The sequence below is a fragment of the Stenotrophomonas sp. YJH_SMC_106-19 genome (assembly GCF_059368375.1).
Genome location: NZ_JCAFRQ010000001.1, coordinates 289,327 through 315,773, shown reverse-complemented (window position 1 = coordinate 315,773; position 26,447 = coordinate 289,327). Strand labels below are relative to the sequence as shown.

At 67.1% G+C, this 26,447-nt stretch carries 25 protein-coding genes; 12 read left to right on the top strand and 13 right to left on the bottom strand.

Annotation, left to right across the window (positions count from 1 at the left end; all coding sequences use genetic code 11):
- Positions 1–89: 89 nt before the first annotated feature.
- Positions 90–3,320, bottom strand: coding sequence for a ribonuclease E (gene rne / locus AC5P5M_RS01400; RefSeq protein WP_495205496.1), 3,231 nt, complete (start codon positions 3,318–3,320; stop codon positions 90–92).
- Between the two features lie 408 nt (positions 3,321–3,728).
- Here rne and AC5P5M_RS01395 point away from each other — a divergent pair, with 408 nt between their 5' ends.
- Positions 3,729–4,703, top strand: a complete 975-nt coding sequence (locus tag AC5P5M_RS01395; protein WP_495205495.1) for an RluA family pseudouridine synthase — start codon at positions 3,729–3,731, stop codon at positions 4,701–4,703.
- Between the two features lie 374 nt (positions 4,704–5,077).
- Here the strand turns inward: AC5P5M_RS01395 and zupT are convergent, their stop codons facing one another.
- From zupT to AC5P5M_RS01380, 3 genes are all read right to left on the bottom strand, one after another.
- The gene (zupT, locus tag AC5P5M_RS01390; RefSeq protein ID WP_111186415.1) at positions 5,078–5,887 is read right to left on the bottom strand and encodes a zinc transporter ZupT; all 810 of its coding nucleotides are present in this window, start codon (positions 5,885–5,887) and stop codon (positions 5,078–5,080) included.
- A gap of 96 nt (positions 5,888–5,983) precedes the next feature.
- Entirely contained in the window at positions 5,984–6,397 is a 414-nt protein-coding gene (locus tag AC5P5M_RS01385) for an energy transducer TonB (RefSeq protein WP_053516898.1), read from the bottom strand.
- Positions 6,394–6,744 (bottom strand): 4a-hydroxytetrahydrobiopterin dehydratase, encoded by a 351-nt coding sequence (locus AC5P5M_RS01380; protein WP_053516899.1) that lies wholly within the window; start codon positions 6,742–6,744, stop codon positions 6,394–6,396. Before AC5P5M_RS01380 ends, AC5P5M_RS01385 begins: the two co-directional genes overlap by 4 nt.
- Before the next feature lie 90 nt (positions 6,745–6,834).
- On the opposite strand from AC5P5M_RS01380, the gene AC5P5M_RS01375 reads away from it, so the two are divergent.
- Both AC5P5M_RS01375 and AC5P5M_RS01370 read left to right on the top strand, forming a co-directional pair.
- A complete protein-coding gene (locus tag AC5P5M_RS01375) occupies positions 6,835–7,434 on the top strand; it encodes an NfuA family Fe-S biogenesis protein (protein ID WP_065175480.1) in 600 nt (199 codons plus the stop codon).
- Positions 7,435–7,444: 10 nt separating this feature from the next.
- The gene (locus AC5P5M_RS01370) at positions 7,445–9,205 is read left to right on the top strand and encodes a hypothetical protein (protein ID WP_495205494.1); all 1,761 of its coding nucleotides are present in this window, start codon (positions 7,445–7,447) and stop codon (positions 9,203–9,205) included.
- Positions 9,206–9,325: 120 nt separating this feature from the next.
- Here AC5P5M_RS01370 and AC5P5M_RS01365 read toward each other — a convergent pair whose 3' ends face one another.
- The gene (locus AC5P5M_RS01365; RefSeq protein ID WP_065175478.1) at positions 9,326–9,739 is read right to left on the bottom strand and encodes a barstar family protein; all 414 of its coding nucleotides are present in this window, start codon (positions 9,737–9,739) and stop codon (positions 9,326–9,328) included.
- On the bottom strand, positions 9,736–10,194 hold the full coding sequence (locus AC5P5M_RS01360; protein ID WP_053516903.1) for a guanyl-specific ribonuclease: 459 nt from the start codon (positions 10,192–10,194) through the stop codon (positions 9,736–9,738). The genes AC5P5M_RS01365 and AC5P5M_RS01360 overlap by 4 nt, the downstream gene beginning before the upstream one ends.
- Before the next feature lie 218 nt (positions 10,195–10,412).
- Here AC5P5M_RS01360 and AC5P5M_RS01355 point away from each other — a divergent pair, with 218 nt between their 5' ends.
- Complete coding sequence (locus AC5P5M_RS01355) at positions 10,413–11,024, top strand: superoxide dismutase (RefSeq protein ID WP_049458515.1); 612 nt, start codon at positions 10,413–10,415, stop codon at positions 11,022–11,024.
- Between the two features lie 102 nt (positions 11,025–11,126).
- Here the strand turns inward: AC5P5M_RS01355 and AC5P5M_RS01350 are convergent, their stop codons facing one another.
- Positions 11,127–11,978 carry an endonuclease/exonuclease/phosphatase family protein gene (locus AC5P5M_RS01350; RefSeq protein WP_495205493.1) on the bottom strand — a complete coding sequence of 284 codons (852 nt, stop codon included), beginning with the start codon at positions 11,976–11,978 and terminating at the stop codon, positions 11,127–11,129.
- 164 nt (positions 11,979–12,142) lie between these two features.
- On the opposite strand from AC5P5M_RS01350, the gene AC5P5M_RS01345 reads away from it, so the two are divergent.
- Positions 12,143–13,708, top strand: coding sequence for a POT-type proton-dependent oligopeptide transporter (locus AC5P5M_RS01345; protein WP_495205492.1), 1,566 nt, complete (start codon positions 12,143–12,145; stop codon positions 13,706–13,708).
- A gap of 7 nt (positions 13,709–13,715) precedes the next feature.
- Complete coding sequence (locus AC5P5M_RS01340; protein WP_053516907.1) at positions 13,716–14,342, top strand: rhomboid family intramembrane serine protease; 627 nt, start codon at positions 13,716–13,718, stop codon at positions 14,340–14,342.
- A gap of 54 nt (positions 14,343–14,396) precedes the next feature.
- Here AC5P5M_RS01340 and AC5P5M_RS01335 read toward each other — a convergent pair whose 3' ends face one another.
- Positions 14,397–14,558, bottom strand: a complete 162-nt coding sequence (locus tag AC5P5M_RS01335) for a hypothetical protein (protein ID WP_164972342.1) — start codon at positions 14,556–14,558, stop codon at positions 14,397–14,399.
- Between the two features lie 209 nt (positions 14,559–14,767).
- On the opposite strand from AC5P5M_RS01335, the gene AC5P5M_RS01330 reads away from it, so the two are divergent.
- From AC5P5M_RS01330 to cfa, 3 genes are read left to right on the top strand one after another with little or no spacing between them, the layout of a single operon-like run.
- Positions 14,768–15,070: a GNAT family N-acetyltransferase gene (locus tag AC5P5M_RS01330; RefSeq protein ID WP_053516908.1), complete on the top strand. Its 303-nt coding sequence runs from the start codon at positions 14,768–14,770 to the stop codon at positions 15,068–15,070.
- A 36-nt stretch (positions 15,071–15,106) separates the two neighbouring features.
- A complete protein-coding gene (locus tag AC5P5M_RS01325) occupies positions 15,107–15,991 on the top strand; it encodes a DUF3298 and DUF4163 domain-containing protein (protein ID WP_495205491.1) in 885 nt (294 codons plus the stop codon).
- A 19-nt stretch (positions 15,992–16,010) separates the two neighbouring features.
- Positions 16,011–17,126, top strand: a complete 1,116-nt coding sequence (gene cfa / locus AC5P5M_RS01320; RefSeq protein ID WP_065175474.1) for a cyclopropane fatty acyl phospholipid synthase — start codon at positions 16,011–16,013, stop codon at positions 17,124–17,126.
- A gap of 111 nt (positions 17,127–17,237) precedes the next feature.
- Here the strand turns inward: cfa and AC5P5M_RS01315 are convergent, their stop codons facing one another.
- A complete protein-coding gene (locus AC5P5M_RS01315) occupies positions 17,238–19,406 on the bottom strand; it encodes a M3 family metallopeptidase (protein ID WP_495205490.1) in 2,169 nt (722 codons plus the stop codon).
- A gap of 118 nt (positions 19,407–19,524) precedes the next feature.
- Here AC5P5M_RS01315 and AC5P5M_RS01310 point away from each other — a divergent pair, with 118 nt between their 5' ends.
- Positions 19,525–20,016, top strand: a complete 492-nt coding sequence (locus tag AC5P5M_RS01310; RefSeq protein ID WP_495205489.1) for a glutathione peroxidase — start codon at positions 19,525–19,527, stop codon at positions 20,014–20,016.
- Between the two features lie 49 nt (positions 20,017–20,065).
- On the opposite strand, the gene AC5P5M_RS01305 is transcribed toward AC5P5M_RS01310, so the two are convergent.
- The 4 genes from AC5P5M_RS01305 to AC5P5M_RS01290 all read right to left on the bottom strand — a co-directional run bounded on the left by AC5P5M_RS01305 (position 20,066) and on the right by AC5P5M_RS01290 (position 24,276).
- On the bottom strand, positions 20,066–20,845 hold the full coding sequence (locus AC5P5M_RS01305; RefSeq protein WP_053516913.1) for a ferredoxin--NADP reductase: 780 nt from the start codon (positions 20,843–20,845) through the stop codon (positions 20,066–20,068).
- A gap of 79 nt (positions 20,846–20,924) precedes the next feature.
- Positions 20,925–22,775 carry an ABC transporter ATP-binding protein gene (locus AC5P5M_RS01300; protein ID WP_074899319.1) on the bottom strand — a complete coding sequence of 617 codons (1,851 nt, stop codon included), beginning with the start codon at positions 22,773–22,775 and terminating at the stop codon, positions 20,925–20,927.
- A gap of 118 nt (positions 22,776–22,893) precedes the next feature.
- Positions 22,894–23,343 carry a carboxymuconolactone decarboxylase family protein gene (locus AC5P5M_RS01295; protein WP_053516915.1) on the bottom strand — a complete coding sequence of 150 codons (450 nt, stop codon included), beginning with the start codon at positions 23,341–23,343 and terminating at the stop codon, positions 22,894–22,896.
- A gap of 36 nt (positions 23,344–23,379) precedes the next feature.
- The gene (locus tag AC5P5M_RS01290) at positions 23,380–24,276 is read right to left on the bottom strand and encodes an RNA polymerase sigma-70 factor (RefSeq protein WP_053516916.1); all 897 of its coding nucleotides are present in this window, start codon (positions 24,274–24,276) and stop codon (positions 23,380–23,382) included.
- A gap of 158 nt (positions 24,277–24,434) precedes the next feature.
- On the opposite strand from AC5P5M_RS01290, the gene AC5P5M_RS01285 reads away from it, so the two are divergent.
- Together AC5P5M_RS01285 and AC5P5M_RS01280 are read left to right on the top strand one after the other, a co-directional pair.
- On the top strand, positions 24,435–25,952 hold the full coding sequence (locus AC5P5M_RS01285) for a fumarate hydratase (RefSeq protein ID WP_065181962.1): 1,518 nt from the start codon (positions 24,435–24,437) through the stop codon (positions 25,950–25,952).
- A 108-nt stretch (positions 25,953–26,060) separates the two neighbouring features.
- Complete coding sequence (locus AC5P5M_RS01280; RefSeq protein ID WP_065181994.1) at positions 26,061–26,402, top strand: hypothetical protein; 342 nt, start codon at positions 26,061–26,063, stop codon at positions 26,400–26,402.
- Positions 26,403–26,447: the final 45 nt, after the last annotated feature.

The window sequence follows — 26,447 nt, the reverse complement described above, 5'->3', positions numbered from 1 at the left end:
CCGGTCGGCACGATACAGCCCGATGCACAAACAGAAACGGCGGGGATCATCGATCCCCGCCGTTCTGCTGTCACCCGATCAACGAGCGGTCAGTTGGCCGGCGGCGTGCGCTTGGCGGCCTCGTCGTCCTCTTCGTCAGCCTTGGCTTCGGCCGCCTGGGCGGCAGCATCGGCATGGCCATCCGCGACCGGGTCGAGGGGCGGCGTCACGACGGCATCGGCGACCGGCGCAGGGGCGTCCACCGGCGGGGCTTCCACGGCCACCGGTGCGACCGGGGCTTCGGCAACCACGACAGGCTCGACGACCGGCTTCACTTGAACCACCGGGGCCGCCTCAACAGCCACCGGTGCGGTTTCAGGCACGGGCGCTGCTTCAACAGCCTCCGGCTTCGACTCCACGACGGGTGCAGGCTCGACCACGACCGGCTTCACGTCCACCACAGGGGCCGCTTCGGCCACTACCGGCGTTGCTTCGATCACCGGTGCGGCGTCCGCCGACGGGGTTGCCGCCGCCACGGGCTGTGCGGGTGTCGCGGCGTCGATGGCGTCGAGCATGCTGGTCTGCACCGGCGATGGCGCCGGTTCTGCCTTGGCAGCGGTCTCGACCGGTGCCGGAGGCGCGGCGGTCACCGGCGCGGCGGCTTCAACCACGGTGCTGCTGACCACGGCGGCCGGTGCGGCGGCGACAGCGGCCGCAACGCGGGCCGGCTTCTCGCCTTCGACGATGGACGGCTCGGCGTCGTCATCGAAGTCGAACTCCGGCTGCGAGCGGGCGGGCTGGGTGGCTGCAACCGGTGCTGACCCGGCAGCGTGGTCGACACGCGGCTCGGCGCTGTCGGTGCTGTCGGCGTCATCGCCTTCGTCACCGTCATCCTGGTCTTCGCCCAGCGGATCGGTGCCGGCCGCATTCTCGGCGCCACCACGGCGGCGGCGGCGGCCACCACGACGACCACGACGACGGCGGGTCGCGCCTTCGCCGGCCTGCTCGCCCGTGGTGTCGGCAGGTGCCTCTTCGCCCGTCACGGCAGCGGCGTCACCTTCAACGGCGGTGACAGGCGCGACTTCGGCCGGCGCCGCGGTTTCGACCGGCGGCTGTGCGACCACCGGCGCGACCGGCGCCGTAGCCTCCCGCGCGGTCACCGCAGCAGCGGTGATGGCACTGGCCGCCACCGCAGCGGATGCCGTCGCCGTGTCGGTCTGGGCTTCTGCGGCACCACGCTGCGGCTTCTCGGCCGGCTTGTCGCCGTCCTGCTGCGGACGCGGCTGCTTCGGCTGCTTGAGCTTCGGCTGCTGCTGCGGGTTCTGGCCCTGCGGCTCGTTGCGCGGCTTGTTCTGCTGCTGCGGCTGCTGGCCGTCCTTCTGCTTGCCCTGCGGCTGGCCGTTGCCGTTCGTGTTGCCATTGCCACCCTGACGGCCGTCCTTGCGCTGTTCGCCGCGATCCTTGCGGTTGCCGCCCTCCTTCTGCTGCTGCGCATTGCCGTTGCCGCGATTGTCGTCGCGACGGTCCTTGCGGTCCTTGTTGCGGTCCTTGTTGCGCTCCCTGCGGCCACCGTCCTGCTGCGGCTGGCGGGCGGCCGGCGGTGCGGGGGCGGGTGCCGGTTCGCCACCGAACACGCGCTTGATCCAACCGATCACGCCACCGCCGGTCGACGGGGCAGCGGGCGCGGCCACCACCGGCGCGGGTGCCGCTGCAGCCGGCTCCACTTCCTCACGCACCGGGGCGGGGGAGGTGTGCTTGACCTGGGTCACCACCGGCGGCGGGATGTTCAGCTGGCCCTTGGTGAGGGCGTGCACAGGCAGCTTGCGCGGAGTGCCACGCTGGTAGCTCGGACGGCTGCTTTCCTCGCCCAGTTCGTTCTCACGCAGGCGGGTGACCGTGTAGTGCGGGGTATGCAGCTGCTCGTCGGCGACGATCACGATCGGCGCTTCATGGCGCTGTTCGATTTCGCGCAGCGCGCTGCGCTTCTCGTTCAGCAGGTAATTGGCGATCTCCACCGGCGCCTGCACCAGCACCTGCCCGGTGTTCTCCTTCATCGCGTGCTCTTCGGCCACGCGGATGATCGACAGCGACAGCGACTCGACGCTGCGCATGCGGCCGTGGCCATCACAGCGCGGGCAGACGATCTGGCTCGATTCGCCCAGGCTCGGGCGCAGGCGCTGGCGGCTCATTTCCAGCAGGCCGAAGCGCGAGATGCGGCCGACCTGAACGCGTGCGCGGTCGTACTTCAGCGCGTTGGCCAGGCGGTTCTCGACCTCGCGCTGATGCTTGTTGGAGGACATGTCGATGAAGTCGATCACCACCAGGCCGCCCAGATCGCGCAGGCGCAGCTGGCGGGCCACTTCCTCGGCCGCTTCCAGATTGGTCTGGAAGGCGGTGTCCTCGATGTCGCTGCCCTTGGTCGCGCGCGAGGAGTTCACGTCGACGGCGGTCAGTGCTTCGGTCTGGTCGACCACGATCGAGCCGCCCGAAGGCAGGCGCACGTTGCGCTCGTAGGCGCCTTCGATCTGCGATTCGATCTGGAAGCGGTTGAACAGCGGGATGTCGTCCTTGTAATGCTTGAGCTTGCGCAGGGTCTGCGGCATCACCTGCTGCATGAACTCCCTGGCGTGCTCGTACATCTCCTCGGTGTCCACCAGGATCTCGCCGATGTCGGCGCGCAGGTAGTCACGCAGGGCGCGCACGATCAGGCGCGATTCCTGGTAGATCAGGAACGGGGCCGGCTTGCTCAGCGCCGCCTCGGCGATCGCCCGCCAGACGCTGAGCAGGTAGTCCAGATCCCACTGCAGCTCTTCCGCATCGCGGCCGACGCCGGCGGTACGGATGATCACGCCCATGTCGTCGGGAATGTTCAGCTTGTCCAGTGCGTCCTTCAGGGCAGCCCGGTCTTCGCCCTCGATGCGGCGCGAGACGCCGCCGGCACTTGGCGAGTTCGGCATCAGCACCATGTAGCGGCCGGCCAGGGAGATGAACGTGGTCAGGGCGGCGCCCTTGTTGCCACGCTCTTCCTTGTCGACCTGGACCACCACTTCCTGGCCTTCCTTGAGCAGCTCGCGGATGCCGGCCTTGTTGTGGTCGACACCGGCCTGGAAGTAGTCGCGGGAGATTTCCTTCAGCGGCAGGAAGCCATGGCGGCCACCGCCATATTCGACGAAGGCGGCTTCCAGCGAGGGCTCGATGCGGAAGATCCGGCCCTTGTAGATGTTGGACTTCTTCTGTTCCTTCGACGGCTGCTCGATGTCGATGTCATACAACGACTGGCCATCCACGATGGCAACACGCAGCTCTTCAGCCTGCGTGGCGTTGATCAGCATTCGCTTCATTGTTGCGTTCCTCGCAAGCGGCTACCGCGCGGAACGCCATGGGGTTTCGCCTCTGGATACGGCTCGCCCCCCATTCGCGCAAGCGCGGGGAGGGGGGCTTGGGTTTCCAGCGCTACGACACCACGGCAGGCCGCGGGAGCGCTTCACTCATATGGTTTTTGGGGTGTTGCAGGGCCGCAGGCAGCTGTCAGCCAGGCTGGAGCGCCACGCGGGACATGTTCAGCACGGTTGCGTGTCAGGCATCCGGCGATGGCCGGGAAGGCCGGTGAGCCGCTAACATGGCCGCCCCGCGGGCGGTGGTCGCGCACTGTGCCGGATTCGTCGGAAGCTGGGCTTCTGGCCCTGAGTAACTTCCAACGAAATCAATCCCTTATCTCGCCCCCCGAGTGTAACAGAATAAACAGCCTGATGACCGCCCAAGACCCCACCAAGCCAGCTGGCGACAAGCCATCCGTGCGCATGATCACCGTTCCCGCCGACCGCGCCGGCCAGCGCCTGGATAATTTCCTGCTCGGCCAGCTGAAAGGGGCCCCGCGCAGCCTGGTCTACAAGCTGGTGCGCAGCGGGCAGGTGCGGGTCAATGGCGGCCGCGCCAAGGCCGAGCGCAAGCTGGAGGCGGGCGACGAGGTGCGAGTGCCGCCGGTCCGTCTCACCGAGGAGGGAGACAAGGCTGGTCCTCCCGAGTCGTTCATGCGCCGTCTGGAACAGGCCATCGTCTTCGAGGACGCACGGCTGCTGGCGCTGAACAAACCCTCGGGCGTGGCCAGTCATGGCGGCAGCGGGATCAGCTTCGGCGCCATCGAGACCCTGCGCGTACTGCGCCCGGGCCAGACGCTGGAACTGGTCCACCGTCTCGACCGCGATACGTCGGGCCTGCTGGTGGTGGCCAAGAAGCGCTCGGCGCTGAGCGAGCTGCAGGCGCTGCTGCGTGAAGACCATGGCGCCGGCATCCGCAAGCGTTACCTGACCCTGCTGACCGGACGCATGCCCGACGGGGTGATGACGGTGGACGCGCCGCTGCACGTGGGCCTGCGCCAGGGCGGTGAGCGACATGTCCAGGTCAATGCGATCGGCAAGGAATCGATCAGTCATTTCCGCGTGCTGGAGCGGCGTGGGGGCCATTCCTATTGCGAGGTGCGCATCGAGACCGGCCGGACCCATCAGATCCGGGTGCACGCCCAGCATCTGGGGCATGCGGTGGCCGGTGACGACAAGTACGGCGATCCTGCGGTGAACAAGCGGCTTCGTGAGCAGATCGGCCTGAAGCGGTTGTTCCTGCACGCGGCCTCGCTGGAGTTCGCGCTGGACGACGGCAAGACCCCCTACGTGCTGAACGCTCCGCTGGCGGATGAGTTGGTCGAGGCGCTGGACCGCCTGCGCTGACGGCGGTTCGGCGGCGCCGGGCGCTTGGTCGGCACCGTCGCTTCCCTGCGATGAGTGGGCTTGTCACTTTACTTTGCTCGTGCAAAGAAAGTAGCCAAAGAAACACGCCGCCATCCGCGCCGGCGCTGCGCGCCGGTGCCCTGCGCTCCTCGGCTCGCTACAAGGCGGACCTGACAGCCGCAGCGTAGACCCATACCCGCACGCAGCCCTTGTAGAGTCGAGCCACGCTCGACTGACGCGCGCAGCGCGGGCTTCGCTTTTTCATTCTTTCATCGCGCGGCTGGCGCGCGCCTATAGTCTGTCAGAGCCTAGTCCAACCCCGGGATCTCGCTCCGCCAGCCGCGAGGGGGCTCAGCCCGTTGGTCGCAACCCGCTCACCACTTGAACAGCACCAGGCTGACCGCCAGCGTTCCCATGCCTGCAACCAGGCCGTACACCGTTTCGTGACCCTTGGCGTAGCGCTTGGCCGCCGGCAGCAGTTCATCCAAGGCCAGGAACACCATCACGCCGGCGATCAGGCCGAACACCCAGCCGAACGTGGCGTGCGACAGCGATCCGGATAGCAGCCAGTAGCCCAGCATGGCCCCCACCGGCTCGGCCAGGCCCGACAGCAGGCTGGCGCCGAACGCATAGAGCTTGTTCTGGGTGGCGAAGTACACCGGGACCGCGATTGCGATGCCCTCGGGAATGTTGTGGATGGCGATGGCGAAGGCCAGCGGCATGCCCACCGACGGGCTTTCCAGCGTAGCGAAGAAGGTCGCCAGCCCTTCCGGGAAATTGTGTGCGGTGATCGCCACCGAGGTCAGCAGCGCGACCCGCTTCAGGTACTCGCGGCTGTTCTCGCGGAACGCAGGGTCCTGCTTGTCCAGGCTGTCGTGCGGATTGGGAATGAAGTGATCGATCAGCACGATCACGATCACACCGGCCAGGAACGCCAGCGTGCCGTAGGTGAAGCCGGTGCGCTCGCCATAGGCCAGGGCGAACGACGCGATGGACTTGTTGAGGATCTCCGACAGCGACACGTAGACCATCGCGCCGCCGGCGAAGGCCAGGCCGAACGCCAGCAGGCGCGGATTGGGGCGGCGCGAGAACAGCACCAGCAGGCTGCCGATGGCGGTCGCCAGGCCGGCCGCGAGGGTGACCGCCAGCGCGATCCAGATGTTTTCGGGGGGGATCTGCAGCATGTACCGACGCGGTCCTGGTCAACAGACAACCGCCCCGGGCACTGCCGGGGCGGCAAGGGCGAGGCGGGCGTCGGCTGGCCTCGTCATGGTGCGCGGTCAGCCGCCGCGGCGCAGGCGCTCTTCCACCGCGAAACACTGGTCCGGCTTCGGCTGCGGCGGGTTGAAGCTGACCGGCACCTGGATGGTGGCGGGCACGGCCTGGCCATTGCGGGTGGCGGCCTTGAACTGCCAGCCCTGCACGGCATTCCTGGCCAGCTCATCCAGCTGCGGGTTGCCCGCGCCGCTCAGCAGGGTCACTTCGCTGGGCTTGCCGTCGGTGCCGATGGTCACCTTGAAGGTGCTGGTGCCGCCTGTACCGGTACAGGCCAGCTCGAGCGGGTACTGCGGTGGCGGCGTCTTCACCGCAGCCACCTCGGTCGGCGGCGGCACGGGCGGCGACGGCTCGGAGGCGCCACAGCCGGCGAGGCCGGTCACAGCGATCAGGGACAGGCTCAGCACTCGCACATTCATGGCAGTTGCTCCGTGAGGGCCGATGTCTTGGCCGCGCAGATGAAGTCGTTCTCGCTCAGGCCGCCGACGTCGTGGGTCGAATAGCGCACCACGGCGCGGTCGTAGTGCACGCCCAGGTCCGGGTGGTGATCCTCGTGGTGGGCGATCCAGGCCAGTGCATTCACAAAGGCCATGGTGGCGTAGTAGTCCTTGAAGCGGAAGGTGCGCAGCAGCGCCTGGCCGCCCTCGGCCAGTTCCCAGCCGGGAATCTGCGGCAGCAGCTCGGCCAGGCGGGCCTCGCCCAGCTTGTGGTCGCTGCCTTTGCGCGGCACGCAACGGGCCTGGGCCAGTGGAATCAGGTCGGCCATGGGAATCTCCACCTCGTGTTGACTGAACAATGCGCCGGACGGTGTATAAACCGAATGAGCGGTTGACACTTACTTGGCTAGAATAGCCTGATGATCCAGATCTCCGACACTGCCCAGACCCATTTCCGCAAGCTGATCGAACGCGAGGGCGCGCCCGGCATGGGCGTACGCCTGAGCGCGGTCGATCCCGGCACTCCGCGTGCCGATGCGCGGTTGGAATTCGCCGAACCCTCGGACCTGCACGGCGACGAGTGGGCCGTGGACTGCGACGGGTTCACCCTGTATGTCGACGCCGGCAGCGTCGGCTGGCTCGATGGCGCGGAGATCGACATCGTGGCTGGCGCGGCAGGTGCCCAGCAGTTGACCATCAAGGCGCCGCGCATCAAGGGCGAAGCGCCCGGGGAGGCCGCTTCGCTGGTCGAGCGTGTGCACTGGGTGGTGGAGAATGAAATCAATCCACAGCTCGCCTCCCATGGCGGCAAGGTCGCAGTGCAGGAAGTCTCGGCCGAGGGCGTGGTGCTGCTGCGTTTCGGTGGTGGCTGCCAGGGCTGTGGCATGGCCGATGTGACCCTCAAGCAGGGCATCGAAAAGACCTTGATGGGCCGGGTGCCCGGCGTGACCGCAGTGCGCGACGCGACCGACCACGACAGCGGCCACGCACCGTACATCCCGCGCGGCAACGCCGCCTGATCGCCGACGCGTGCCTCTGCCCAGAGCCGAGCAACTCATCGACCTGCTGCTGGCGCGCCAGCAGCAACCGATCATCCTGGAGAAGAACACGCGCCTGCCTTATGGCTGGGCGCTGTGGCTGCGCTCGCTGAGCCCGTTGCCACGCCCGTTCCATGCCCGCGAGGTGATCGCGGTGCTGCTGCCCAGGCCTCTGCCGGGACGCCCCGGGACGCTGCCGGCGCTGCCCCGCTGGCAGGCGCTGCGGCGCCTGTTGTGGCAGGACTGGGAGCCGGCGCCGCGTGACCAGCGCTGGATGCGCTGGACGTCGGCCGTCGCCAGTGCATTGCTGCACCTGCTGTTCTTCCTGCTGCTGCTGTGGGTGGCGGTGATCCGCACCTCGGTGCCCGCCGAGCAGGGATCCGACGGTGAGCGCGTGCAGATCGAGTTTGTCGGCCGCGCCAGCCAGGAGGGCGGAGGCGACCAGCCCGGCGCCGAATCGGCTGCAGCAGCTGCAGCCGGCCGCACGGCTGCAGGAGACGCGGCAGGATCGGCAACTGCGCCGCAGCCGCGACCGGTCGCGGCGCGCCCGCAGCCATCCCCTGCTGCGGCCCCCGCTGCCGCCAGTACGCCTCCGCAAGCCATGCCGACCGAGCCGGCCCCACCGGCCACGCCGCCGCCTTCGCCGGTCCAGGCGACCGACGTGGCGCAGGCCACGACCGATTTCGTGGTGCCGCCGGTCAGCGTGCCGCGCACCGAAGTGAGCATCGTGCCGCGCGACACAACGCCCAGCGTACGCGAGCGCAGCGTGCAGCCGCTGGAGGCGCCGCCCACACCGCAAGCGCTGCGCACACCGGATGTGCAGGTGAGGGTGCCGCAGATCCGCCAGCCGCAGGTGCAGGAACGTGAGGTGGCCATCGTGGAGACACCCGTTGTGGCTCCGGCGGTGCGCGCAGCGGAAGTACCGATCCGCGTTCCGCAGCAGGATGTGCAGGTGCGCGAACGCGAAGTGCAGGCGGTTGTCGATCCGCAGGTACGGATGGCGCCGATCGCAGGCCGTGAGCCTGCAGTACGGGCGCCCGCGGGCCGCGACGTGCAGGTGCGCGAACGTGAGGTGGCGTCTGCACCGGTCGCTTCGCCTGCGCCTTCCAGTGGCAGTGCCGCAACCTCCACCCCCGCAGCCCAGGGCAGCGTGGCTGCGGTGAGCAGTCCCGCGGCGCGCCCATCAGCCGTCGCCACGACACCGGCACAGGCCGGTGCCCGCCCGACGCCGACCCCGGGCAACTGGGCTACGCCGGCCCGGGGCGACGACTGGGGGGCCTCGGATCGCACTCGTGATGGCGCCCGCAGCGGCGCCGCGCAGGCGAGCAGCGCGGGCCGGGGCAACGGCCTGTTCAACGCCGACGGCAGCGTGCGTGTACCGGGGCAGGACGGCCCCGGCAATGCGGAGCGTGGTGCTCCCGGGGGGGACAACGACGGCTGGAGCAAGGAACGCATCGCCCAGTCGGGGACATGGCTGAAGCGACCGCCCTACGACTACACGCCCACCTCGTTCGACAAATACTGGGTGCCGCAGGAGTCGCTGCTGGCCGAGTGGGTGCGCAAGGGCGTCAAGGCGATGGAGATTCCGCTTCCCGGCACCAGCACCCGGATTTCCTGCGTCATCTCCATTCTGCAGGCGGGTGGCGGCTGCGGCCTGACCGACCCGAACATGCAGGACCAGCCGGCCGTGGCCCGGCCGCCGCCGGATATCCCGTTCAAGAAGGAACTGCAGGAAGACAATGGGAGCCGCTAGCGGCTCCCATTGTCCACGCATGTTTCCTTATCCCCGCGCCGTTGGCGCGCCCCCTTGAACAACAAAGAGGCTCTTCGCCGGAACCATTGCGGGCGGCCGGCCTTGGTCGGCGTCGCCCCTTTACTCGCTCTGTGACAGGAACACCCAGAACGGCACGTCGCGGCCGACCCAATCCCGGCTGGCTTCGTCCAGCACGTCGAGCAGGGTGTCGAAATCCTTGGCTGCGCCAGCGCGCAGCGCGTCGACATCCGCCAGGAACAGCGCATAACCGCTGGCCGGCAGCCACTGCAGGTCGCGAAGATTGTCCGACAGGGCATCCCAGTTGCCGCCGAAGCCGGCCGGGAAGTCCAGCTGCGCGGACAGCCGCGCCAGCAGGGTGCGCTTGTCGGTCACGCCCTCCAGATCGATGCGGATCACCTTCAGGCCGGCATCGCGCATGGCCGCGGCAAGCGCGCCGATGTCCGCGCTGTCGATGGCATACACGCCGGCGTTGTTGATGTCGTGCAGGCCGAGGCCGAAATCATCGTGGCTCATCGAGCGTCTCCGGGGGATGGAACGGTGAAGCTGCGGAATGAGCCGTAATGGTCATCGGTGTAGTACCACGCCTCTGCCGGATCGCCGCCCGTGACGATGCGGCGTGCCCCCCGGTTGCCCGCACCGGGGGTGTCGACCGTGTACTCGCGGTAGTAGCCACGCGGCCGCTGCGGCAGGCGCTGCTCGCGGTTACCGAAGGTGCTGCCATCCTGGCGGTGCGGGAAGGGCCCGCCCCGCTGGATCAGGGTGATGGTCTGGCGTGCTTCGGCGGGAAGGAAGGCGGGCAGGCCGCTGCGTGCGCCATCGCCGTGTGCCGGGGTCGGGGCACTCCGGGCCGGGGCGCCCTGCAGGTCCGGCGCGAACTGCGGTGCCGGCGGCCGCTGCATGACGTGGTTGACGACCAGGCCGAGCAGCAGCAGGGCGATGGCAGTGATCAGCAGCCGGGGGTTGCGCATGGGCACGAACGGGTGAGGGTGGTGCATGCACTGTAGCGCCTGTGCGCTGCACGCTGCATGAGGAACCGCCGCGTCACCGCTGCGTAACAATTGCCGGCATGCTCACCGGCAGGACGCAATTTCCTTTACATCCCCCTTGGTAATCTAGTGGTCTGTCCCCATCATTCACCGCGCTACACCCGACACCGTCGGGTGCCCTCGCAATCAGGAGATGCATCATGGCCTATACCCTGCCCAAGCTGTCCTACGCCTACGACGCGCTGGAGCCGCATATCGACGCGGCGACGATGGAGATCCATCACACCAAGCATCACCAGACCTACATCAACAACGTCAACGCGGCGCTGGAAGGCACCGAGTACGCTGACCTGCCGGTGGAAGAGCTGGTGAAGAAGCTGAAGTCGCTGCCGGAGAACCTGCAGGGCCCGGTGCGCAACAACGGCGGTGGCCATGCCAACCACTCGCTGTTCTGGACGGTGATGGCGCCGAACGCGGGCGGCAACCCGGTGGGCGACGTGGCCAAGGCCATCGACAAGGACCTGGGCGGTTTCGACAAGTTCAAGGACGCCTTCACCAAGGCGGCGCTGACCCGCTTCGGCAGCGGCTGGGCATGGTTGAGCGTCACCCCCGACAAGAAGGTCGTGGTGGAAAGCACCGGCAACCAGGACAGCCCGCTGATGGAAGGCAACACGCCCATCCTCGGTCTGGACGTGTGGGAGCACGCGTACTACCTGAAGTACCAGAACCGTCGTCCGGAATACATCGGCGCGTTCTTCAACGTCATCGACTGGAACGAAGTCGAGCGCCGTTACCAGGACGCGATCGCCTGAAGGCGGTGACGGGATGACATGAGAAGGCCGGGGGAGACCCCGGCCTTTTTGTTTGCCAGCTTCTGGACGTCGGGCGGGACCAGGTGGGTGCCGAGGGCGGGCCTATTCCGCGGTGGCCGTATCGCGCTGCAGGCGCAGGGTGGCCATCATCCCCAGGCGCAGTCCAGGCAGCTCGCCGTCGGCCGGCAGCAGGATGGGCTGCTGGCGGATGCCACCGAAATGCTTGACCTGGAACAGCACATCCAGACCGTGACCGCTGGCGCCGCCGGCACCGGAGGCTGACGCTTCCGCCCGGCCGCCCGGGCTGCGCCGGGCCGGCTGGAAGCCCGGCGTAGCGCGCACCAGTTCCACCGTGCCGGCGGAAAAATCGCCTGCGATCACACTGGGCAGGCCTTCTGCGGTCGCGCTGATCCAGGCCATGAGATCGCTGGTCTGGTGCTGGCGGGCCGCCGCTTCATCCGGCTCCGGGCGCAGGCGGGTCACGTAGACATTGACCAGGGCCTCGCCCAGCCGCAGCCGCATCATGCCCGCCGCGCTGAACGTACCGGGCGGGTGCAGCAGGGTCACGCCATCCTCGCTGACCGGCAGCCGCGTCAGCATCGCATTGCCGTGCCGCAGCGGCTGGCTGGGCGGGTCGGCCGTGACGAAGTCGCAGCTGTAGCGCAGCCGATTGGCCAGCCAGCAGGCCGGGTTGCGCCCCTGCTGCTGCCGTACCTGCTGCACCGAGATGACGTCCGGCTGCAGCTCGGTCAACAGCTGCGCCACCTGTTCGCGGCGTTGCTTCCACTGCGCATCGTCCCGCCCGGGCAGTTCCAGGGCCGCCACGGTCAGCTGCCGGGCCTGCGCGTCGAGGGTCGCGGTGTCCGCGGCCTGCTGCGGCCGCGCCGGTGCCGGCAATGCAAGCAGCAACAGGCAGCAGCCGAGCAGGGGGCGGACGAGGACGAGGGCGCGCATAACGATAAGTTTACGCTTTTGTCGTGCAGGTGCCGTGACTTCCGGCAGGGCACCGGTACCGCCTGCCATGGATCGGCGGCGCTGTCATGCAGCCCCGCAGCGTGCTTCCAGCCCGCAGGTTCCGGTAACCTTGCGGCTTTCGCTTTGCAGGAATGCCTTACAGGATGAGCCACGACGCAGTCGCCCCCATCGCCGGCCAGGGAAAGATGCCGCGCCAGATCCCGTACATCATCGGCAATGAGGCCTGCGAACGGTTCAGCTTCTACGGGATGCGCAACATCCTGGTGCAGTTCCTGATCACCTCGCTGCTGCTGCAGGAAATCACTGCGGAAGGCCGTGCCGGTGAAGCCAAGGACATCATGCACAGCTTCATGATCGGCGTGTACTTCTTCCCGCTGCTGGGCGGCTGGCTGGCCGACAGGTTCTTCGGCAAGTACCACACGATCCTCTGGTTCAGCCTGGTCTACTGCGCCGGCCACCTGTGCCTGGCGCTGTTCGAGAACAGCCGCCAGGGCTTCTTCCTCGGCCTGGGCCTGATCGCGCTGGGTGCCGGTGGCATCAAGCCGCTGGTGGCCTCGTTCATGGGTGACCAGTTCGACCAGAGCAACAAGCACCTGGCCAAGCTGGTGTTCGATGCCTTCTACTGGATCATCAACTTCGGCTCGCTGTTTGCGTCGCTGCTGATTCCGCTGGTGCTGAAGAACTGGGGCCCGCAGTGGGCGTTCGGCATTCCGGGCATCCTGATGTTCGTGGCGACCTTCGTGTTCTGGCTTGGCCGCAAGCGCTACGTACTGGTGCCGCTGCCGCCGAAGGACCCGCATTCGTTCGCCAACGTGGCGCGCACGGCGCTGACCGCGCGGGTGGCGGGCCAGGGCCGTCCGGGCCTGGCGATCGCCGTGGCCGGCCTGGTGCTGGCGGCGGCATCGTTCGGCCTGGTAGGCTCATTGGGCATCGTGATCTGCCTGTGCCTTGCGCTGGTGGCGATTCTGGCCGGTGTTGGTGGCGGCACCTGGCTGCAGCTGGACCGCGCCCGCGCGCACCATCCGGCCGAAGCCGTGGAGGGCGTGCGTTCGGTGCTGCGCGTGCTGGTGATCTTCGCGTTGACCACGCCGTTCTTCTCGCTGTTCGACCAGAAGGCCTCGACCTGGGTGCTGCAGGGACAGCAGATGCAGATGCCGAGCTGGTTCACCGCCTCGCAGATGCAGGCGCTGAACCCGCTGCTGGTGATGATCCTCATCCCGTTCAACAACCTGGTGCTGTACCCGGCCCTGCGCCGCTTCGGCTTCGAGCCGACCGCGCTGCGCCGGATGACCGCCGGCATCGCCTTCAGCGGCCTGGCCTGGATCGTCGTCGGCAGCATCCAGGTGGTGATGGATGGCGGCAATGCCATGTCGATCTTCTGGCAGATCCTGCCGTACGCGCTGCTGACCTTCGGTGAGGTCCTGGTGTCCGCGACCGGCCTGGAGTTCGCCTACAGCCAGGCGCCCCAGGCGATGAAGGGGGTGGTGATGAGCTTCTGGAACCTGACCACCACCATCGGCAACCTGTGGGTGCTGCTGTCCAATGCGGCCGTACGCAACGAAACGGTGACCCACCAGATCGCCGGCACCGGCTTGAGCGAGGCGGCGTTCCTGATGTTCTTCTTCGCCGGCTTCGCCTTCATCGCGGCGTTGGCCTTCGGTTGGTACGCGAAACGCTATCGTATGGTCGACAACTACCGCGCTGCCTGAGCCTGACATGACCCCCGTCAATCTGCTGTTGATCGCCATCACCGCCATCCTGTCATGGAGGGCGTTCAACCACCGCGCGCTGGCCGACCGCCTGATCCTGTGGCCACCGGCCATCGACCGCCATCGCCAGTACGACCGGCTGGTGACCTATGGATTCATCCACGCGGACTGGTCGCACCTGATCTTCAACATGATCACCCTGTTCTTCTTCGGGGGATTCATCGAGAGCGTGATGGTGCAGCTGACCGGCAGCTACCTGACCTATCCGGCGTTCTACATCGGCGCGCTGGTGGTCTCGATCCTGCCGAGCTACCTGAAGAACCAGAAGAATCCGAACTACCTCAGCCTGGGGGCTTCGGGTGCGGTGTCGGCGGTGCTGTTCGCCTTCATCCTGATCAAGCCGTGGTCGATCATCCTGGTGTTCTTCATCCCCGCACCGGCCATCGTGTACGCCGCGTTCTATGTCGGCTACAGCATCTGGATGGACAAGCGCGGCGGCGACCGCATCAACCACAGCGCGCACCTGGCCGGCGCGGCATTCGGCGTGATCTTCATGCTGGCCATGCAGCCGAGCATCTTCACCCACTTCCTGCGCGAACTGTCCAACCCGACCTTCCGCCTGGGCGGCGGTTGAGGGCCTGGGGTCGGATCCGCTGGATCCGACCCCGGGGCAGGGCCCCGCTCGTGGTCAGGCCCGGGTCTGCTGGCCGTAGGTGTCCAGCAGGCGGGCGAAGACTTCCTCGCCGATACGCTGGAAGGCCTGCTCGTCGGTCTGGCCTTCCACGGCGAGCTGGAGCAGGCCCTCCAGCAGGGCGCGGTCGGTATCGGAATGGGAATCGCTGGGGTGCATCGGGGGCCTCCACGGCAGTCGCACGGTCTACGGTCGCAAGGGCCGTGCCAGCGTGGCCGGACCCCTCCGCAGGCGATAGCGGCCGCGGGCGCTCCAGCTTTAGGGTCGCAAACTGACGTGGAGGGCCTGGACTTGCCCCTGTTCAGGCTTCACGCGATCATGGCGCCCGGCTGCGCACCATCCACGCAGTCGCCGCAGGAGACAGTCCCATGGCTTCGGTCACGCCCCCCGGTCTGGCCTACGAGGTCGATCACGACCAGGCCAACCATCGCTTCACTGCCCGTGTGCGTGGACAGGTGGCGGTGCTCGATTACCAGATCAAGCGCAGACGCATGGTCATCACCCACACCGAGGTGCCCGAGCCGATCGCCGGCCGGGGCATCGCCGGCGAGTTGACCCGCGTGGCGCTGCGGTTCGCGCGGGAGCAGAAGTACAAGGTCGTGCCGGCGTGTGCCTACGCCGAGGCATTCCTGCAGCGGCATGAGGAGTATCACGACCTTCTGGCGGGATGACGCCAGCGGGCTACGCTTAAGCCAGGGCGGGCGATGATGGATGAACATGAACAGGGGATCCCGATGAAGATTGGAAACAACCGGCTGCTGCGCGGAAGCGTGCTGGCCGGTGTGGCAGGCGTGCTGTTGCTGGCGGGCTGCCAGCGTGAAGCCGAAACCCCGGCACCGGTGGCCGACGCGGCGCCGGCGGTCGATGCCTCCGCCACGGGCGAGGCGCCCGCTGCGGAAGCACCGCTCGACCTGCGCGACGTGATCGAGAACAACGAACGCGAGGTAGTGGGCATCAGCTATCCGGCAGGCATCGACCGTTATCCGGGCCTGGCGCGTGCGCTCCAGGACTACGCCACCACGGCCCGCAGCGAGCTGCAGCAGGCGCTCGATGGGCTGGGCAACGACAAGCCGACCATGCCCTACGAACTCTCGCTGAGCTTCGAGAAGGTGCTGGAGACGCCGCAGCTGGTGGTGGTGAGTGCCGATGGCAGCCGTTACACCGGCGGCGCCCACGGCGAACCCCTGGTGGCACGTTTCGTCTGGCTGCCGGAGCAACAGCAGATGCTCAGCGCCGACAAGCTGGTGACCGAAAGCAAGGGCTGGAAGGCGATCAGCGATTTCGTCGCGGACCAGCTGCGCGAGCGCGTGGCGACACGCCTCAGCGGCGAGGACATGGAGCCGGCCGAGCTGCAGGAGTCGCTGCGCAATGCATCGCGCATGATCGCCGATGGCACCGGCCCGCAGCCCGACAATTTCAGCCAGTTCCAGCCGCTGACCGACGACAAGGGGCAGATCACCGCGCTGCGCTTTGTTTTCCCGCCCTACCAGGTGGGTCCATACTCGGATGGAACGCAGACCGCCGATGTGCCGGCGGCGGTGCTGTTGCCGCACGTGGCCAAGGATTACGTGGAGCTGTTCGCACGCGGTTGAGCGCAGACGAGGAGGGGGCGTGGATACAGGGTTGCAGGAGCGGGTCAGCGGCCTGCTCCACGAAGCCGGGGTCCGCATTGGCGGCTCCCGGCCACAGGACATCCAGGTACATGATCCGAGGTTCTTCGCACGGGTCATGGCGCACGGTTCGCTCGGCCTGGGCGAGAGCTACATGGATGGTTGGTGGGACGCCAACGTCCTGGACGAATTCCTGGTCCACCTCATGCAGGCGCATCTGGACGAACGGGTGCACGGCTGGCGGGAAGTGGCCGACGCGCTGAAGGCGCGCCTGTTCAACCTGCAGGCCGGGCAGGGAAGCTACGAAGTCGGCCGTCGCCACTACGATCTGGGCAACGATCTGTACCAGGCGATGCTGGGTCGGCGCCTGGTGTACAGCTGTGGCTACTGGCGGCAGGCCGATGACCTGGACGCTGCGCAGGAAGCCAAGCTGGACCTGGTCTGCCGCAAGCTGGGATTGCGCCCGGGCCAGCGGGTGCTGGATATCGGCTGCGGTTGGGGTGAGGCCCTGAAGTTCGCTGCCGAACGCTATGGAGTCAGCGGGGTCGGTGTAACGATCTCGCAGGAGCAGGCGGAATTCGCGCGCGAGCTGTGCGCCGGTCTGCCGATCGAGATCCGCCTGCAGGACTACCGCGCGCTGGACGAACCCTTCGATGCGATCTTCTCGATCGGCATGTTCGAGCACGTCGGTGACAAGAACTACCGCAGTTTCTTCGAGGTGGCGCGGCGCTGCCTGTCGCCACGTGGCCTGCTGCTGCTGCACAGCATCGGGACCAACGTGTCGCGGCATCGTACCGATCCGTGGATCGCGCGCTACATCTTTCCCAACTCGATGCTGCCCTCGGCGGCGCAGATCAGCAGGGCGTTCGAGGGGCGGTTCGTGTTGGAGGACTGGCACAATTTCGGCACCGACTACGACCTGACCCTGCAGGCGTGGCGGCGCAACGTGGAAGCGGCGTGGCCCCGGCTGGATGCGCGCTATGACGAGCATTTCCGGCGGATGTGGCGCTTCTATCTGGCCGGTTCGATGGCGACCTTCCGTTGCCGGCACGCGCAGTTGTGGCAGCTGGTGCTTTCGCCGGAAGGTGTGCCGGGAGGCTATGTGGCGCCGCGATGAAGCCAGAGCGGGGGCAGATCCCTTTCGCAGAAAAGGGCTCTGACCCCAACCACAACGAAAAAACCGCCCGGTTTCCCGGGCGGTTCTGTTTTCAGCTCAGCGTACCGGCGATCAGTTGCCGGTGCCGGTCAGGCCACGCTTCTCCAGCAGCGGTTCGATCTGCGGCTCGTGGCCGGCGAAATCGCGGAACAGCTGCATCGCGTCGACGCTGCCGCCACGCGACAGCAAGGTGGCGCGGAAGTGGTCGCCGTTCTTGCGGCTCAGGCCACCGTTCTCGCGGAACCACTTCTGGGTGTTGGCGTCCAGCACTTCCGACCAGATGTAGGCGTAGTAGCCGGCCGAGTAGCCGCCCATGATGTGGCTGAAGTACGGGGTCTTGTAACGCGGCGGAACCGGTGCGTAGTAGATGCCGTCCTTCTCCAGCGCGGCGCGCTCGAAGGCCATCACGTCCTTGGCGGCCGGCACCTGGTCCGGGCCGATCTGGTGCCAGCGCTGGTCCAGCATGGCCGCACCCAGGTACTCGGTGGTGGCGAAGCCCTGGTTGAACTTGGCCGCGGCGATCACCTTGTCCAGCAGTGCCTGCGGCATCGCCGTGCCGTTCTGGTAGTGCTTGGCGTAGTTCTTCAGGATGGCGCTGTCATCGGCCCACATCTCGTTGACCTGCGAGGGGAACTCGACGAAGTCACGCGGCACCGAGGTGCCCGAGAAGTACGGGTACTTCACGTTCGAGAACATGCCGTGCAGGGCGTGGCCGAATTCGTGGAAGGTGGTCGTCACCTCATCCCAGGTCAGCAGGGTCGGCTGGCCGGCCGGCGGCTTGGGGATGTTGAGGTGGTTGGCCACCACCGGCTTGAAGCCGGTCAGCTTCGACTGCGAGACATACGAGTTCATCCATGCGCCGCCGCGCTTGGAGGCACGGGCGTACGGGTCGAACAGGAAAATCGCCAGCTGGCTGCCGTCGGCGTCGAACACGTCGTAGACGGTGACATCATCGTGATAGACCGGCAGGTCGGTGCGCTGCTTGAAGGTCAGGCCGAATTCCTGGTTGGCGGCGAAGAACACGCCGTTCTCCAGCACGTTCTTCAGTTCGAAGTACGGCTTCAGCTGCGACTCGTCGAAGTTGTACTTGGCCTGGCGCACCTTCTCGCTGTAGAAGGCCCAGTCCCACGGCTCCAGCGCGAACGTCGGCTTGCCCGCGGCCTTCTGCTCCTGGTCGATCATTGCCTGCAGGTCGGCCGCTTCGCGCTTGGCGTTGGCCACTGCGGCCGGGGCCAGCTTGCCCAGCATTGCGTTGACCGCCTCAGGGGTCTTGGCGGTCTGGTTGGTCAGGTTGTACGCGGCGAAGTTGGCAAAGCCCATCAGCTTGGCCTTGTCGGCACGCAGCTGCATGATGCGCGAGACAATGGCGGTGTTGTCGAACTCGCCGCCGCGGCTGCCACGGCTGACCGACGCTTCGTAGATCTTCTGGCGCAGGGCGCGGTTGGCCAGGTTGGTCAGGGGCGGCTGGCCGGTGGTGTTGAGCAGGGTGATCACATACTTGCCATCCAGGCCACGGGCCTTGGCGGCTTCGGCGGCGGCGGCGATCTGCTCCCTGGACAGACCATCCAGTTCCTTCACGTCATCAACGGTGATCGCCGAAGCGTTCACTTCCGACTGCACGTTCTGGCTGAAGCGGGTACCGAGGTTGGCCAGCTCGGCGTTCATTTCCTTCAGCTTCGCCTTGTCCGCGTCAGACAGCTTGGCGCCGGCGCGCACGTAGTTGTCATAGTACTTCTCGACCAGGCGCACGCCTTCGGCGTCCAGACCCAGCTGCGTGCGGGTGTCATACAGCGCCTGGATGCGCGCGAACAGCTTGCTGTTCAGGGCGATCGCATCGCTGTGCGCGGCGAACCTGGCCGAGTAGTCGGCCTGCAGCTTCTTGCGGGTGTCGTTGGTGTCCGCGCCGACCAGGGCGAAGAACACGGTGGTCGCGCGGTCAAGGATGTCACCGCTCTTTTCCAGGGCGATGATGGTGTTGTCGAAGGTCGGCTTGGCCTTGCTGTTGGCGATGGCCTCGATTTCCTTCAGCTGCTGCGCCATGCCGGCGTCGAAGGCCGGAGCGAAGTCGCTGTCCTTGATCTTGTCGAACTGCGGATAGTGCAGTGCCAGCGGGCTTTCGGCGAAGAACGGGTTGGCCTGCTGTGCGGTGGTGCTGGCAGCCGGGGTGGCGGCGCCGGCGGAATAGGCGGGCAGGGCAAGGCCGAGGGTCATGGCCACGGCAAGGGCAAGGCGGGTGGTCAAGGCGGTACTCCGGTAAGGCAGACAAGTGCCCGAGGTTAACCCGGGGTAATGGGATCGGGCTTGTGTCGAAAGGCATGGGCGGGGATACCATCGGAACCCCCCATTGCGGAGATCTGCCATGACCACTGCGTTCGATTTCGGTTTCACCGACCTGGACGGCCAGCCGCAGGCCCTGGAGCAGTACCGCGGCAAGGCGCTGCTGCTGGTCAACGTGGCCAGCAAGTGCGGTTTCACCCCGCAGTACGAGGGACTGGAGGCGCTGTGGCGCGAGTACGGCCCGAAGGGCCTGGTGGTGATCGGCTTCCCCTGCGACCAGTTCGGCCACCAGGAACCGGGCAATGCCGAGGAGATCCGCAACTTCTGTGCGCTGACCTATGCAGTGGACTTCCCGCTGTCGGAGAAGATCCAGGTCAACGGCGACGGTGCACACCCGCTGTGGAAGTGGCTGAAGTCCGAGAAGACCGGCCTGCTGGGGCTGAGCGCGATCAAATGGAACTTCAGCAAGTTCCTGGTCGGACGCGACGGGCAGGTGCTGAAACGCTACGCGCCGACCGACAAGCCGGAAAACCTTCGCGGGGACATCGAGAAAGCGTTGCAGTCCCGGCAGTAAGGGCTGCCGCTTCCCGCGGCAGCGCCGGACGCAGGCCCGGCGCTACGGGTCACTTCTCGACGAAGGCGCGCTCGAACACGTAGTGACCGGGCTGGCCGATGCGCGGGGAGACCTGGAAGCCACGGGCATCGAGCACCGTGCGCAGGTCGGCCAGCATCTGCGGGCTGCCGCAGATCATCGCGCGGTCATTCTCCGGGCTCAGTTCCGGCAGGCCCAGGGTGCGCTGCATTTCCCCGCTTTCCATCAGCGAGGTCAGGCGCCCCTGGTTGGCGAACGGTTCGCGGGTGACGGCCGGGTAGTACAACAGCTTGTCGCCGATCATCTCGCCGAGGAACTCGTGCTCACGCAGGTCCTTCTCGAAATAGTCGCGGTACGCCAGGTCCTTCTCGTAGCGCACGCCGTGGCACAGGATCACCTTCTCGAAACGCTCGTAGGTCTCCGGGTCCTTGATGATCGACAGCCAGGGCGCCAGGCCGGTGCCCGTGCCCAGCAGGTACAGGTTCCTGCCGGGATGCAGATCGCTGATCAGCAGGGTGCCGGTGGGTTTCTTGCCTACCAGAACCTTGTCGCCGGGCTTGATGTGCTGCAGGCGCGAGGTCAGGGGGCCGTCCTGCACCTTGATGCTGAAGAACTCCAGCTGCTCTTCCCAGTTCGCGCTGGCGATGGAGTAGGCGCGCAGCAGCGGCCGGGCGTCGGTTTCCAGGCCGATCATCACGAACTGGCCGTTCTCGAAGCGGAAACCGCTGTCGCGGGTGAGGGTGAAGCTGAAGTAGGCATCGGTCCAGTGGCGGACCTCAAGCACCGTTTCGGCGCCGAAAGCGGAAGACATGGGCGTATCTGTTGGAAGTCGTCGGGATAATTCTATCTCAAATGAGACAGGTTCTCATTAGGCGGAACGAGAGGCGTTCTCAGCGGTAGCCGGCGGCCTGCAGCTCGAACAGCTCGGCGTAGCGGCCGCCCTGGGCCATCAGCTGCTCGTGGGTGCCGCTGGCCTCGATCCGGCCATCGGCCAGCACCAGGATGCGGTCGGCCATGCGCACCGACGAGAAGCGATGGGAGATGAGTACGGCAGTGCGATTGTCCGCCAGTTCCCTGAACCGCTGGAATACCTCGAACTCGCTGCGCGCATCCAGCGCTGCGGTCGGCTCGTCCAGGATCATCACCTGCGCATTGCGCATCCACGCGCGGGCGATGGCGATCTTCTGCCACTGCCCGCCGGAGAGGTCCACGCCCTCCTTGAAGCGACGCCCGATCAGCTGGTCGTAGCCGCGTGGCAGCGACTCGATCACTTCCTGGGCCATGCCCCGGCGCGCGGCATCGGCAACCCGTTCCCGGTCCGCCATCGCCTCGACCTGGCCAACGCCGATGTTCTCCCCGGCGCTCAGGTTGTAGCGCACGAAGTCCTGGAAGATCACCCCGAGATTGGCGCGCAGGTCATCCAGGTCATAGTCGCGCAGGTCCCGGCCGTCGAGCAGGATGCGCCCCTCGTCAGGCTCGTACAGCCGTGCCAGCAGTTTGACCAGCGTGGTCTTGCCGGCACCGTTCTCGCCGACCAGTGCCAGCACTTCGCCGGCATGCAGCTGGAAATCGAGGTGGCGGACGGCCCATTGCTCGGCATCGGGATAGCGGAAGCCGACGTTCTCGAACACGAAGCCCTGGCGGATGGGCTGCGGCACGGCTACGGCGCCCTCGCGCGAATGGATCTCCGGCTGGATCTGGAAAAACGAGAACAGATCGTCCAGGTACAGGGCCTGGCTGGCCACCTGCGAGAAGCCGATCAGCAGGCCCTCCAGCAGCTGGCGCAGGCGCAGGAAGCTGCCGGCGAGGAAGGTCAGGTCGCCGATCGAGAAATCGCCGCGCACCGTGCGCCAGGCGATGTAGGCGTAGGCGGTGTAATAACCCAGCGTGCCCAGCGCGGCCAGCAGGGTGCCCCACAAGGCACGGCGCCGGGCCAACGCCCGGTTGGCCTTGAACAGCGCCACCGACAGGCTCCTGTAACGTTCCACCAGGAAGCGGTGCAGGTTGTAGATCTTCACTTCCTTGGCCGTCTCCACGCTGGCGCCGAGCTGGCGCAGGTAGTCGAGCTGGCGGCGCTCGGGCGTCCATTGGAAATTCAGGCTGTAGCCGGCGGCGTTGAAGTGCGATTCGCCGATGAAGGCAGGCACCAGGGCCAGCGCCAGCAGCAGGATCAGCCACGGCGCGTAGACCAGCAGGCCCACCGCCAGGCTGACCACCGTGATGGCGTCCTGCACCTGGCCGAACAGCTGGCTCATCAGGTTCATCCGGCCCATCGTCTGGCGTCGTGCGCGGTCCAGCTTGTCCTGCAGGTCCGGATCCTCGAAGTCCTCCAGATCCAGCGTTGCGGCGTGCTCCATCAGCCGGATGCTGGTGGCGTTGGCGAACAGCTCCGACAGCAGGGCATCGGCGTAGGCCACCATCCGGCCCAGCAGGTCGGAGACGATGGCCAGGCCCAGCTCCAGGGCCAGCAACCCGAGCAGCGGATTGAGCAGGCCGCTGGCCAGGGCCTCGCCCAACGGCGGAAAGCCGGCGTCGTGCCGGCTCAGCTGCAGCGCGCTGTCGATGATCAGCTTGCCCACATACAGCATGGCGACCGGCAGCAGGGCACGGATCAGGCGCAGCCCCAGGCTGACCAGGGTCAGTGCGGGGCTGGTCTTCCACACCAGCCGCAGGAACGGTGGCACGTTGCGCATCGCATTGAAGCGCTGGCGCAGGCTGGGTTTCTTTTCGGCTGAAGGCATGTCGCCATTGTGCGCGCCGGAGCCGTGGCGAAGGCATGAATGCGACGCCCGCAGGGAGCGCGCGTCAGCGCGCCACCGGTGCGGAGCCGCGCTGGGCGAGGCCCCGCATTCTTGTGGATCAGGGCAGCGGCGGCAGCAGGCCGGCGCCGAGGCGGTTCCAGGCGTTGATCACCGCGATGCCCATGCTCAGGTCGCTGATGCCCTTCTCATCGAAGTGCGGTGCCAGCGCATCGAACGCTGCCTGCGATGGCGCGGCGTCGATGAGCCGGGTCAGGGCCTCGGCCCAGCCCAGCGCAGCGCGCTCACGCGCATCGAAGAAGCGGCTTTCGTGCCAGGCGGGCAGGGTGTCCAGCTTGCGCGGCTCGATGCCACTCTTGCGCAGCGCCGTCCCGTGCATGTCCATGCAGTAGCCGCAGCCGTTGAGCTGCGACACGCGCAGGAACACCAGTTCCATCAGGGTCGGATCGATCGAACTGTCATGCACTGCCTGGCTGGTATCGAGCAGGCCCTTGAAAGCCTTGGCGGCCAAGCGGGTATAGGGAACGCGGGGTGAGGCGGGGTTGGACATCGTGGGCTCCACGGCGGCCCCGATGGCCGCCTTCCCTTACCAGGACGCCGCCGCGTCTGCGTGCGTGACAACCGCGGGCAGTTTTTCCGGATTGAGCACGCTGTAGAGGCGCGCGATGCGGCCATCGATCACCTCGATGGTGGTGACCGAATGCAGGCGATCGCCGTCGAAGCCCAGGATCGCCGGCTCGCCGTTGACGTAGCCCAGCCGGGCCGGGTGCGTGCCGCCGCGGCGGGCAATGGCCCAGAACAGGCGGCCGATGCGTTCGGCACCCCGCAGCGGGCGCACCGCTGCGGTGACCACGCCGCCTCCATCGGAGACCATCAGCGCGTTGGCATGCAGCAGGGCCTGGATCGCCTCGCTGTCGCCACGCTGCGACGCATCCATGAAGCGTGCCAGCAACTGCCGGTGCTGGCCGGCGTCGGCATTGAAGCGCGGCCGGCCGGCTTGCAGCCGCTGCCGGGCCCGGTGCACCAGTTGCCGGCAGTTGGCCTCGCTGTGGCCGATCAGGTCGGCGATCTCGCGATAGTCGTGGTCGAACGCTTCCTTCAGCAGGAACGCGGCGCGTTCCTCCGGGCCGAGCTGTTCAAGCAGGGTCAGGAAAGCCACCGATACATCATCAGCCAGGGCATGCAACTGGGCCGGGCCGGGCGCGGGGTCGGGCTCCAGGGTGACCGCCATCGGTTCAGCCAGCCACGGGCCCACGTAATGCGCGCGCTCGCGCTTGGCCGCACGCAGACGGTCCAGTCCCAGGCGCGTGGTGGTGGTGACCAGCCATGCCTCGGCATCGCGGACGCTGGCCGGGTCGGCGCCGGACCAGCGCAGCCAGGCGTCCTGGACGACGTCCTCGGCGTCGGCGCGGCTGCCCAGCAGGCGGTAGGCGAGGGCCATCAGGCGCGGACGGTGGGTCTGGAAGGCGGTTTCGGCGTTCATGCGGGCAAGGACGCCGCAGCGGGCGGGGGCGTGACAAGGGCTTGGGGTCAGATCCCTTTCCCCGGGAAAGGGTTGTGACCCCACAGACTCTACCCGCAGCCGGGGAGGGGGTAAAATGGGCGGATTACCCCCGCCAGCCTCGAGCAAGCGAGCAAGCCGTGACATCGATCAAGCAGGAAGACCTCATCCAGTCCATCGCCGACGCGCTGCAGTACATCTCGTACTACCACCCGGTCGACTACATCAAGAATCTCGCCGCTGCCTACGAGCGCGAGGAGTCGCCGGCCGCGAAGGAGGCGATGGCCCAGATCCTGATCAATTCGCGGATGTGCGCCGAAGGCCATCGTCCGATCTGCCAGGACACCGGCATCGTCACCGTGTTCCTGGAAATCGGCATGGATGTGCGCTGGGACGACGCCACCATGGGCGTGGAAGACATGGCCAATGAAGGCGTGCGCCGCGCCTATCTGCATCCGGACAACAAGCTGCGTGCTTCGGTGCTGGCGGATCCGGCCGGCAAGCGCATCAACACGAAGGACAACACCCCGGGCGTGGTCAACGTCAAGGTCGTGCCGGGCAACAAGGTGGATGTGATCGTGGCCGCAAAGGGCGGCGGCTCGGAAGCCAAGACCAAGTTCGCCATGCTCAATCCGTCCGACTCCATCGTCGACTGGGTGCTCAAGACCGTGCCGACGATGGGGGCCGGCTGGTGCCCGCCGGGCATGCTGGGCATCGGCATCGGCGGCACTGCGGAGAAGGCCATGCTGCTGGCCAAGGAAGCGCTGATGGAGCCGATCGACATCACCGAGCTGCAGGCCCGTGGAGCGTCCAACCGGATCGAAGAGCTGCGCCTGGAGCTGTACGAGAAGGTCAATGCGCTGGGCATCGGCGCCCAGGGCCTGGGTGGCCTGACCACGGTGCTGGACATCAAGATCAACGATTACCCGACCCACGCGGCCAACCTGCCGGTGGCGATGATCCCGAACTGCGCCGCGACCCGCCACGCGCACTTCACCCTGGATGGCAGCGGTCCGGTGATGCTGGATCCGCCGTCGCTGGAGGACTGGCCGAAGCTGACCTACGACGCCTCCAAGGGCACCCGGGTGGACCTGGATACGATCACCCCGGAGGAGGTGGCCAGCTGGAAGCCGGGCCAGACGCTTCTGCTCAACGGCAAGCTGCTGACCGGCCGCGACGCCGCGCACAAGCGCATGGTTGACATGCTCAACAAGGGCGAGGAACTGCCGGTCGATCTGAAGGGACGCTTCATCTACTACGTCGGCCCGGTCGATCCGGTGCGCGATGAAGTGGTCGGTCCGGCCGGGCCGACCACGGCAACGCGCATGGACAAGTTCACCCGCCAGGTGCTGGAACAGACCGGTCTGCTGGGCATGGTCGGCAAGGCCGAGCGCGGCCCGGCTGCGATCGAGGCGATCCGTGACAACAAGTCGGCGTACCTGATGGCGGTCGGTGGCTCGGCCTACCTGGTGTCCAAGGCGATCAAGGCGGCCAAGGTGGTCGGGTTCGCCGATCTCGGCATGGAAGCGATCTACGAGTTCACCGTGCAGGACATGCCGGTGACGGTGGCGGTCGACTCCACCGGTGAATCGGTGCACAAGACCGGCCCGCGCGAATGGCAGGCCCGCATCGGCAAGATTCCGGTGGTGGTGGAGTAAGCGCGGCACACGCTTGGTGGCAAACGGCGCCTGTTGGCGCCGTTTGTCGTTTAACGAGCCGGCACGGAACATCTGCTAGTTTCCATGCGACTCGAACCGGGAACGTTCATGCCGCTGTTACGGAACTTCGCGCTTGCCGGGCTGTTCGCACTGGTCGGCTGCAGCAGCACCTCCTCCTCGTATGAAGGAGCGGATTTCAGCGCATCGGCGCAATGCCGCATGCAGTGCCAGGCCAGCCATCGCAGCTGCATGGCGCAGGCGGACAGCCTGGGCAGTCGGCAGAGCAGCTGCGAACAGCAGATGGCTCCGGCTGCCGACAAGCGCTGCAAGGACATCGCCAATGCCGATCTGCGCCGCTCGTGCGAACTGAAGGCGCATGACTGCACGCTGCGGCAGCCGATGATGAGCTGCGGCGAACGTCGCGACACCTGCATGAGCAGCTGCGGTTGAGCAGTGGCCGCCGGGCGGGCGCATAATCGCTGGCTCCACCCGCAA

Coding starts and splice junctions, on each gene's coding strand:
- rne (WP_495205496.1), bottom strand. CDS start 3,320: ATGAAGCGAATGCTGATCAACGCCACGCAGGCTGAAGAGCTGCGTGTT.
- AC5P5M_RS01395 (WP_495205495.1), top strand. CDS start 3,729: ATGACCGCCCAAGACCCCACCAAGCCAGCTGGCGACAAGCCATCCGTG.
- zupT (WP_111186415.1), bottom strand. CDS start 5,887: ATGCTGCAGATCCCCCCCGAAAACATCTGGATCGCGCTGGCGGTCACC.
- AC5P5M_RS01385 (WP_053516898.1), bottom strand. CDS start 6,397: ATGAATGTGCGAGTGCTGAGCCTGTCCCTGATCGCTGTGACCGGCCTC.
- AC5P5M_RS01380 (WP_053516899.1), bottom strand. CDS start 6,744: ATGGCCGACCTGATTCCACTGGCCCAGGCCCGTTGCGTGCCGCGCAAA.
- AC5P5M_RS01375 (WP_065175480.1), top strand. CDS start 6,835: ATGATCCAGATCTCCGACACTGCCCAGACCCATTTCCGCAAGCTGATC.
- AC5P5M_RS01365 (WP_065175478.1), bottom strand. CDS start 9,739: ATGAGCCACGATGATTTCGGCCTCGGCCTGCACGACATCAACAACGCC.
- AC5P5M_RS01360 (WP_053516903.1), bottom strand. CDS start 10,194: ATGCGCAACCCCCGGCTGCTGATCACTGCCATCGCCCTGCTGCTGCTC.
- AC5P5M_RS01355 (WP_049458515.1), top strand. CDS start 10,413: ATGGCCTATACCCTGCCCAAGCTGTCCTACGCCTACGACGCGCTGGAG.
- AC5P5M_RS01350 (WP_495205493.1), bottom strand. CDS start 11,978: ATGCGCGCCCTCGTCCTCGTCCGCCCCCTGCTCGGCTGCTGCCTGTTG.
- AC5P5M_RS01345 (WP_495205492.1), top strand. CDS start 12,143: ATGAGCCACGACGCAGTCGCCCCCATCGCCGGCCAGGGAAAGATGCCG.
- AC5P5M_RS01340 (WP_053516907.1), top strand. CDS start 13,716: ATGACCCCCGTCAATCTGCTGTTGATCGCCATCACCGCCATCCTGTCA.
- AC5P5M_RS01335 (WP_164972342.1), bottom strand. CDS start 14,558: ATGCACCCCAGCGATTCCCATTCCGATACCGACCGCGCCCTGCTGGAG.
- AC5P5M_RS01330 (WP_053516908.1), top strand. CDS start 14,768: ATGGCTTCGGTCACGCCCCCCGGTCTGGCCTACGAGGTCGATCACGAC.
- AC5P5M_RS01325 (WP_495205491.1), top strand. CDS start 15,107: ATGGATGAACATGAACAGGGGATCCCGATGAAGATTGGAAACAACCGG.
- AC5P5M_RS01310 (WP_495205489.1), top strand. CDS start 19,525: ATGACCACTGCGTTCGATTTCGGTTTCACCGACCTGGACGGCCAGCCG.
- AC5P5M_RS01305 (WP_053516913.1), bottom strand. CDS start 20,845: ATGTCTTCCGCTTTCGGCGCCGAAACGGTGCTTGAGGTCCGCCACTGG.
- AC5P5M_RS01300 (WP_074899319.1), bottom strand. CDS start 22,775: ATGCCTTCAGCCGAAAAGAAACCCAGCCTGCGCCAGCGCTTCAATGCG.
- AC5P5M_RS01295 (WP_053516915.1), bottom strand. CDS start 23,343: ATGTCCAACCCCGCCTCACCCCGCGTTCCCTATACCCGCTTGGCCGCC.
- AC5P5M_RS01290 (WP_053516916.1), bottom strand. CDS start 24,276: ATGAACGCCGAAACCGCCTTCCAGACCCACCGTCCGCGCCTGATGGCC.
- AC5P5M_RS01280 (WP_065181994.1), top strand. CDS start 26,061: ATGCCGCTGTTACGGAACTTCGCGCTTGCCGGGCTGTTCGCACTGGTC.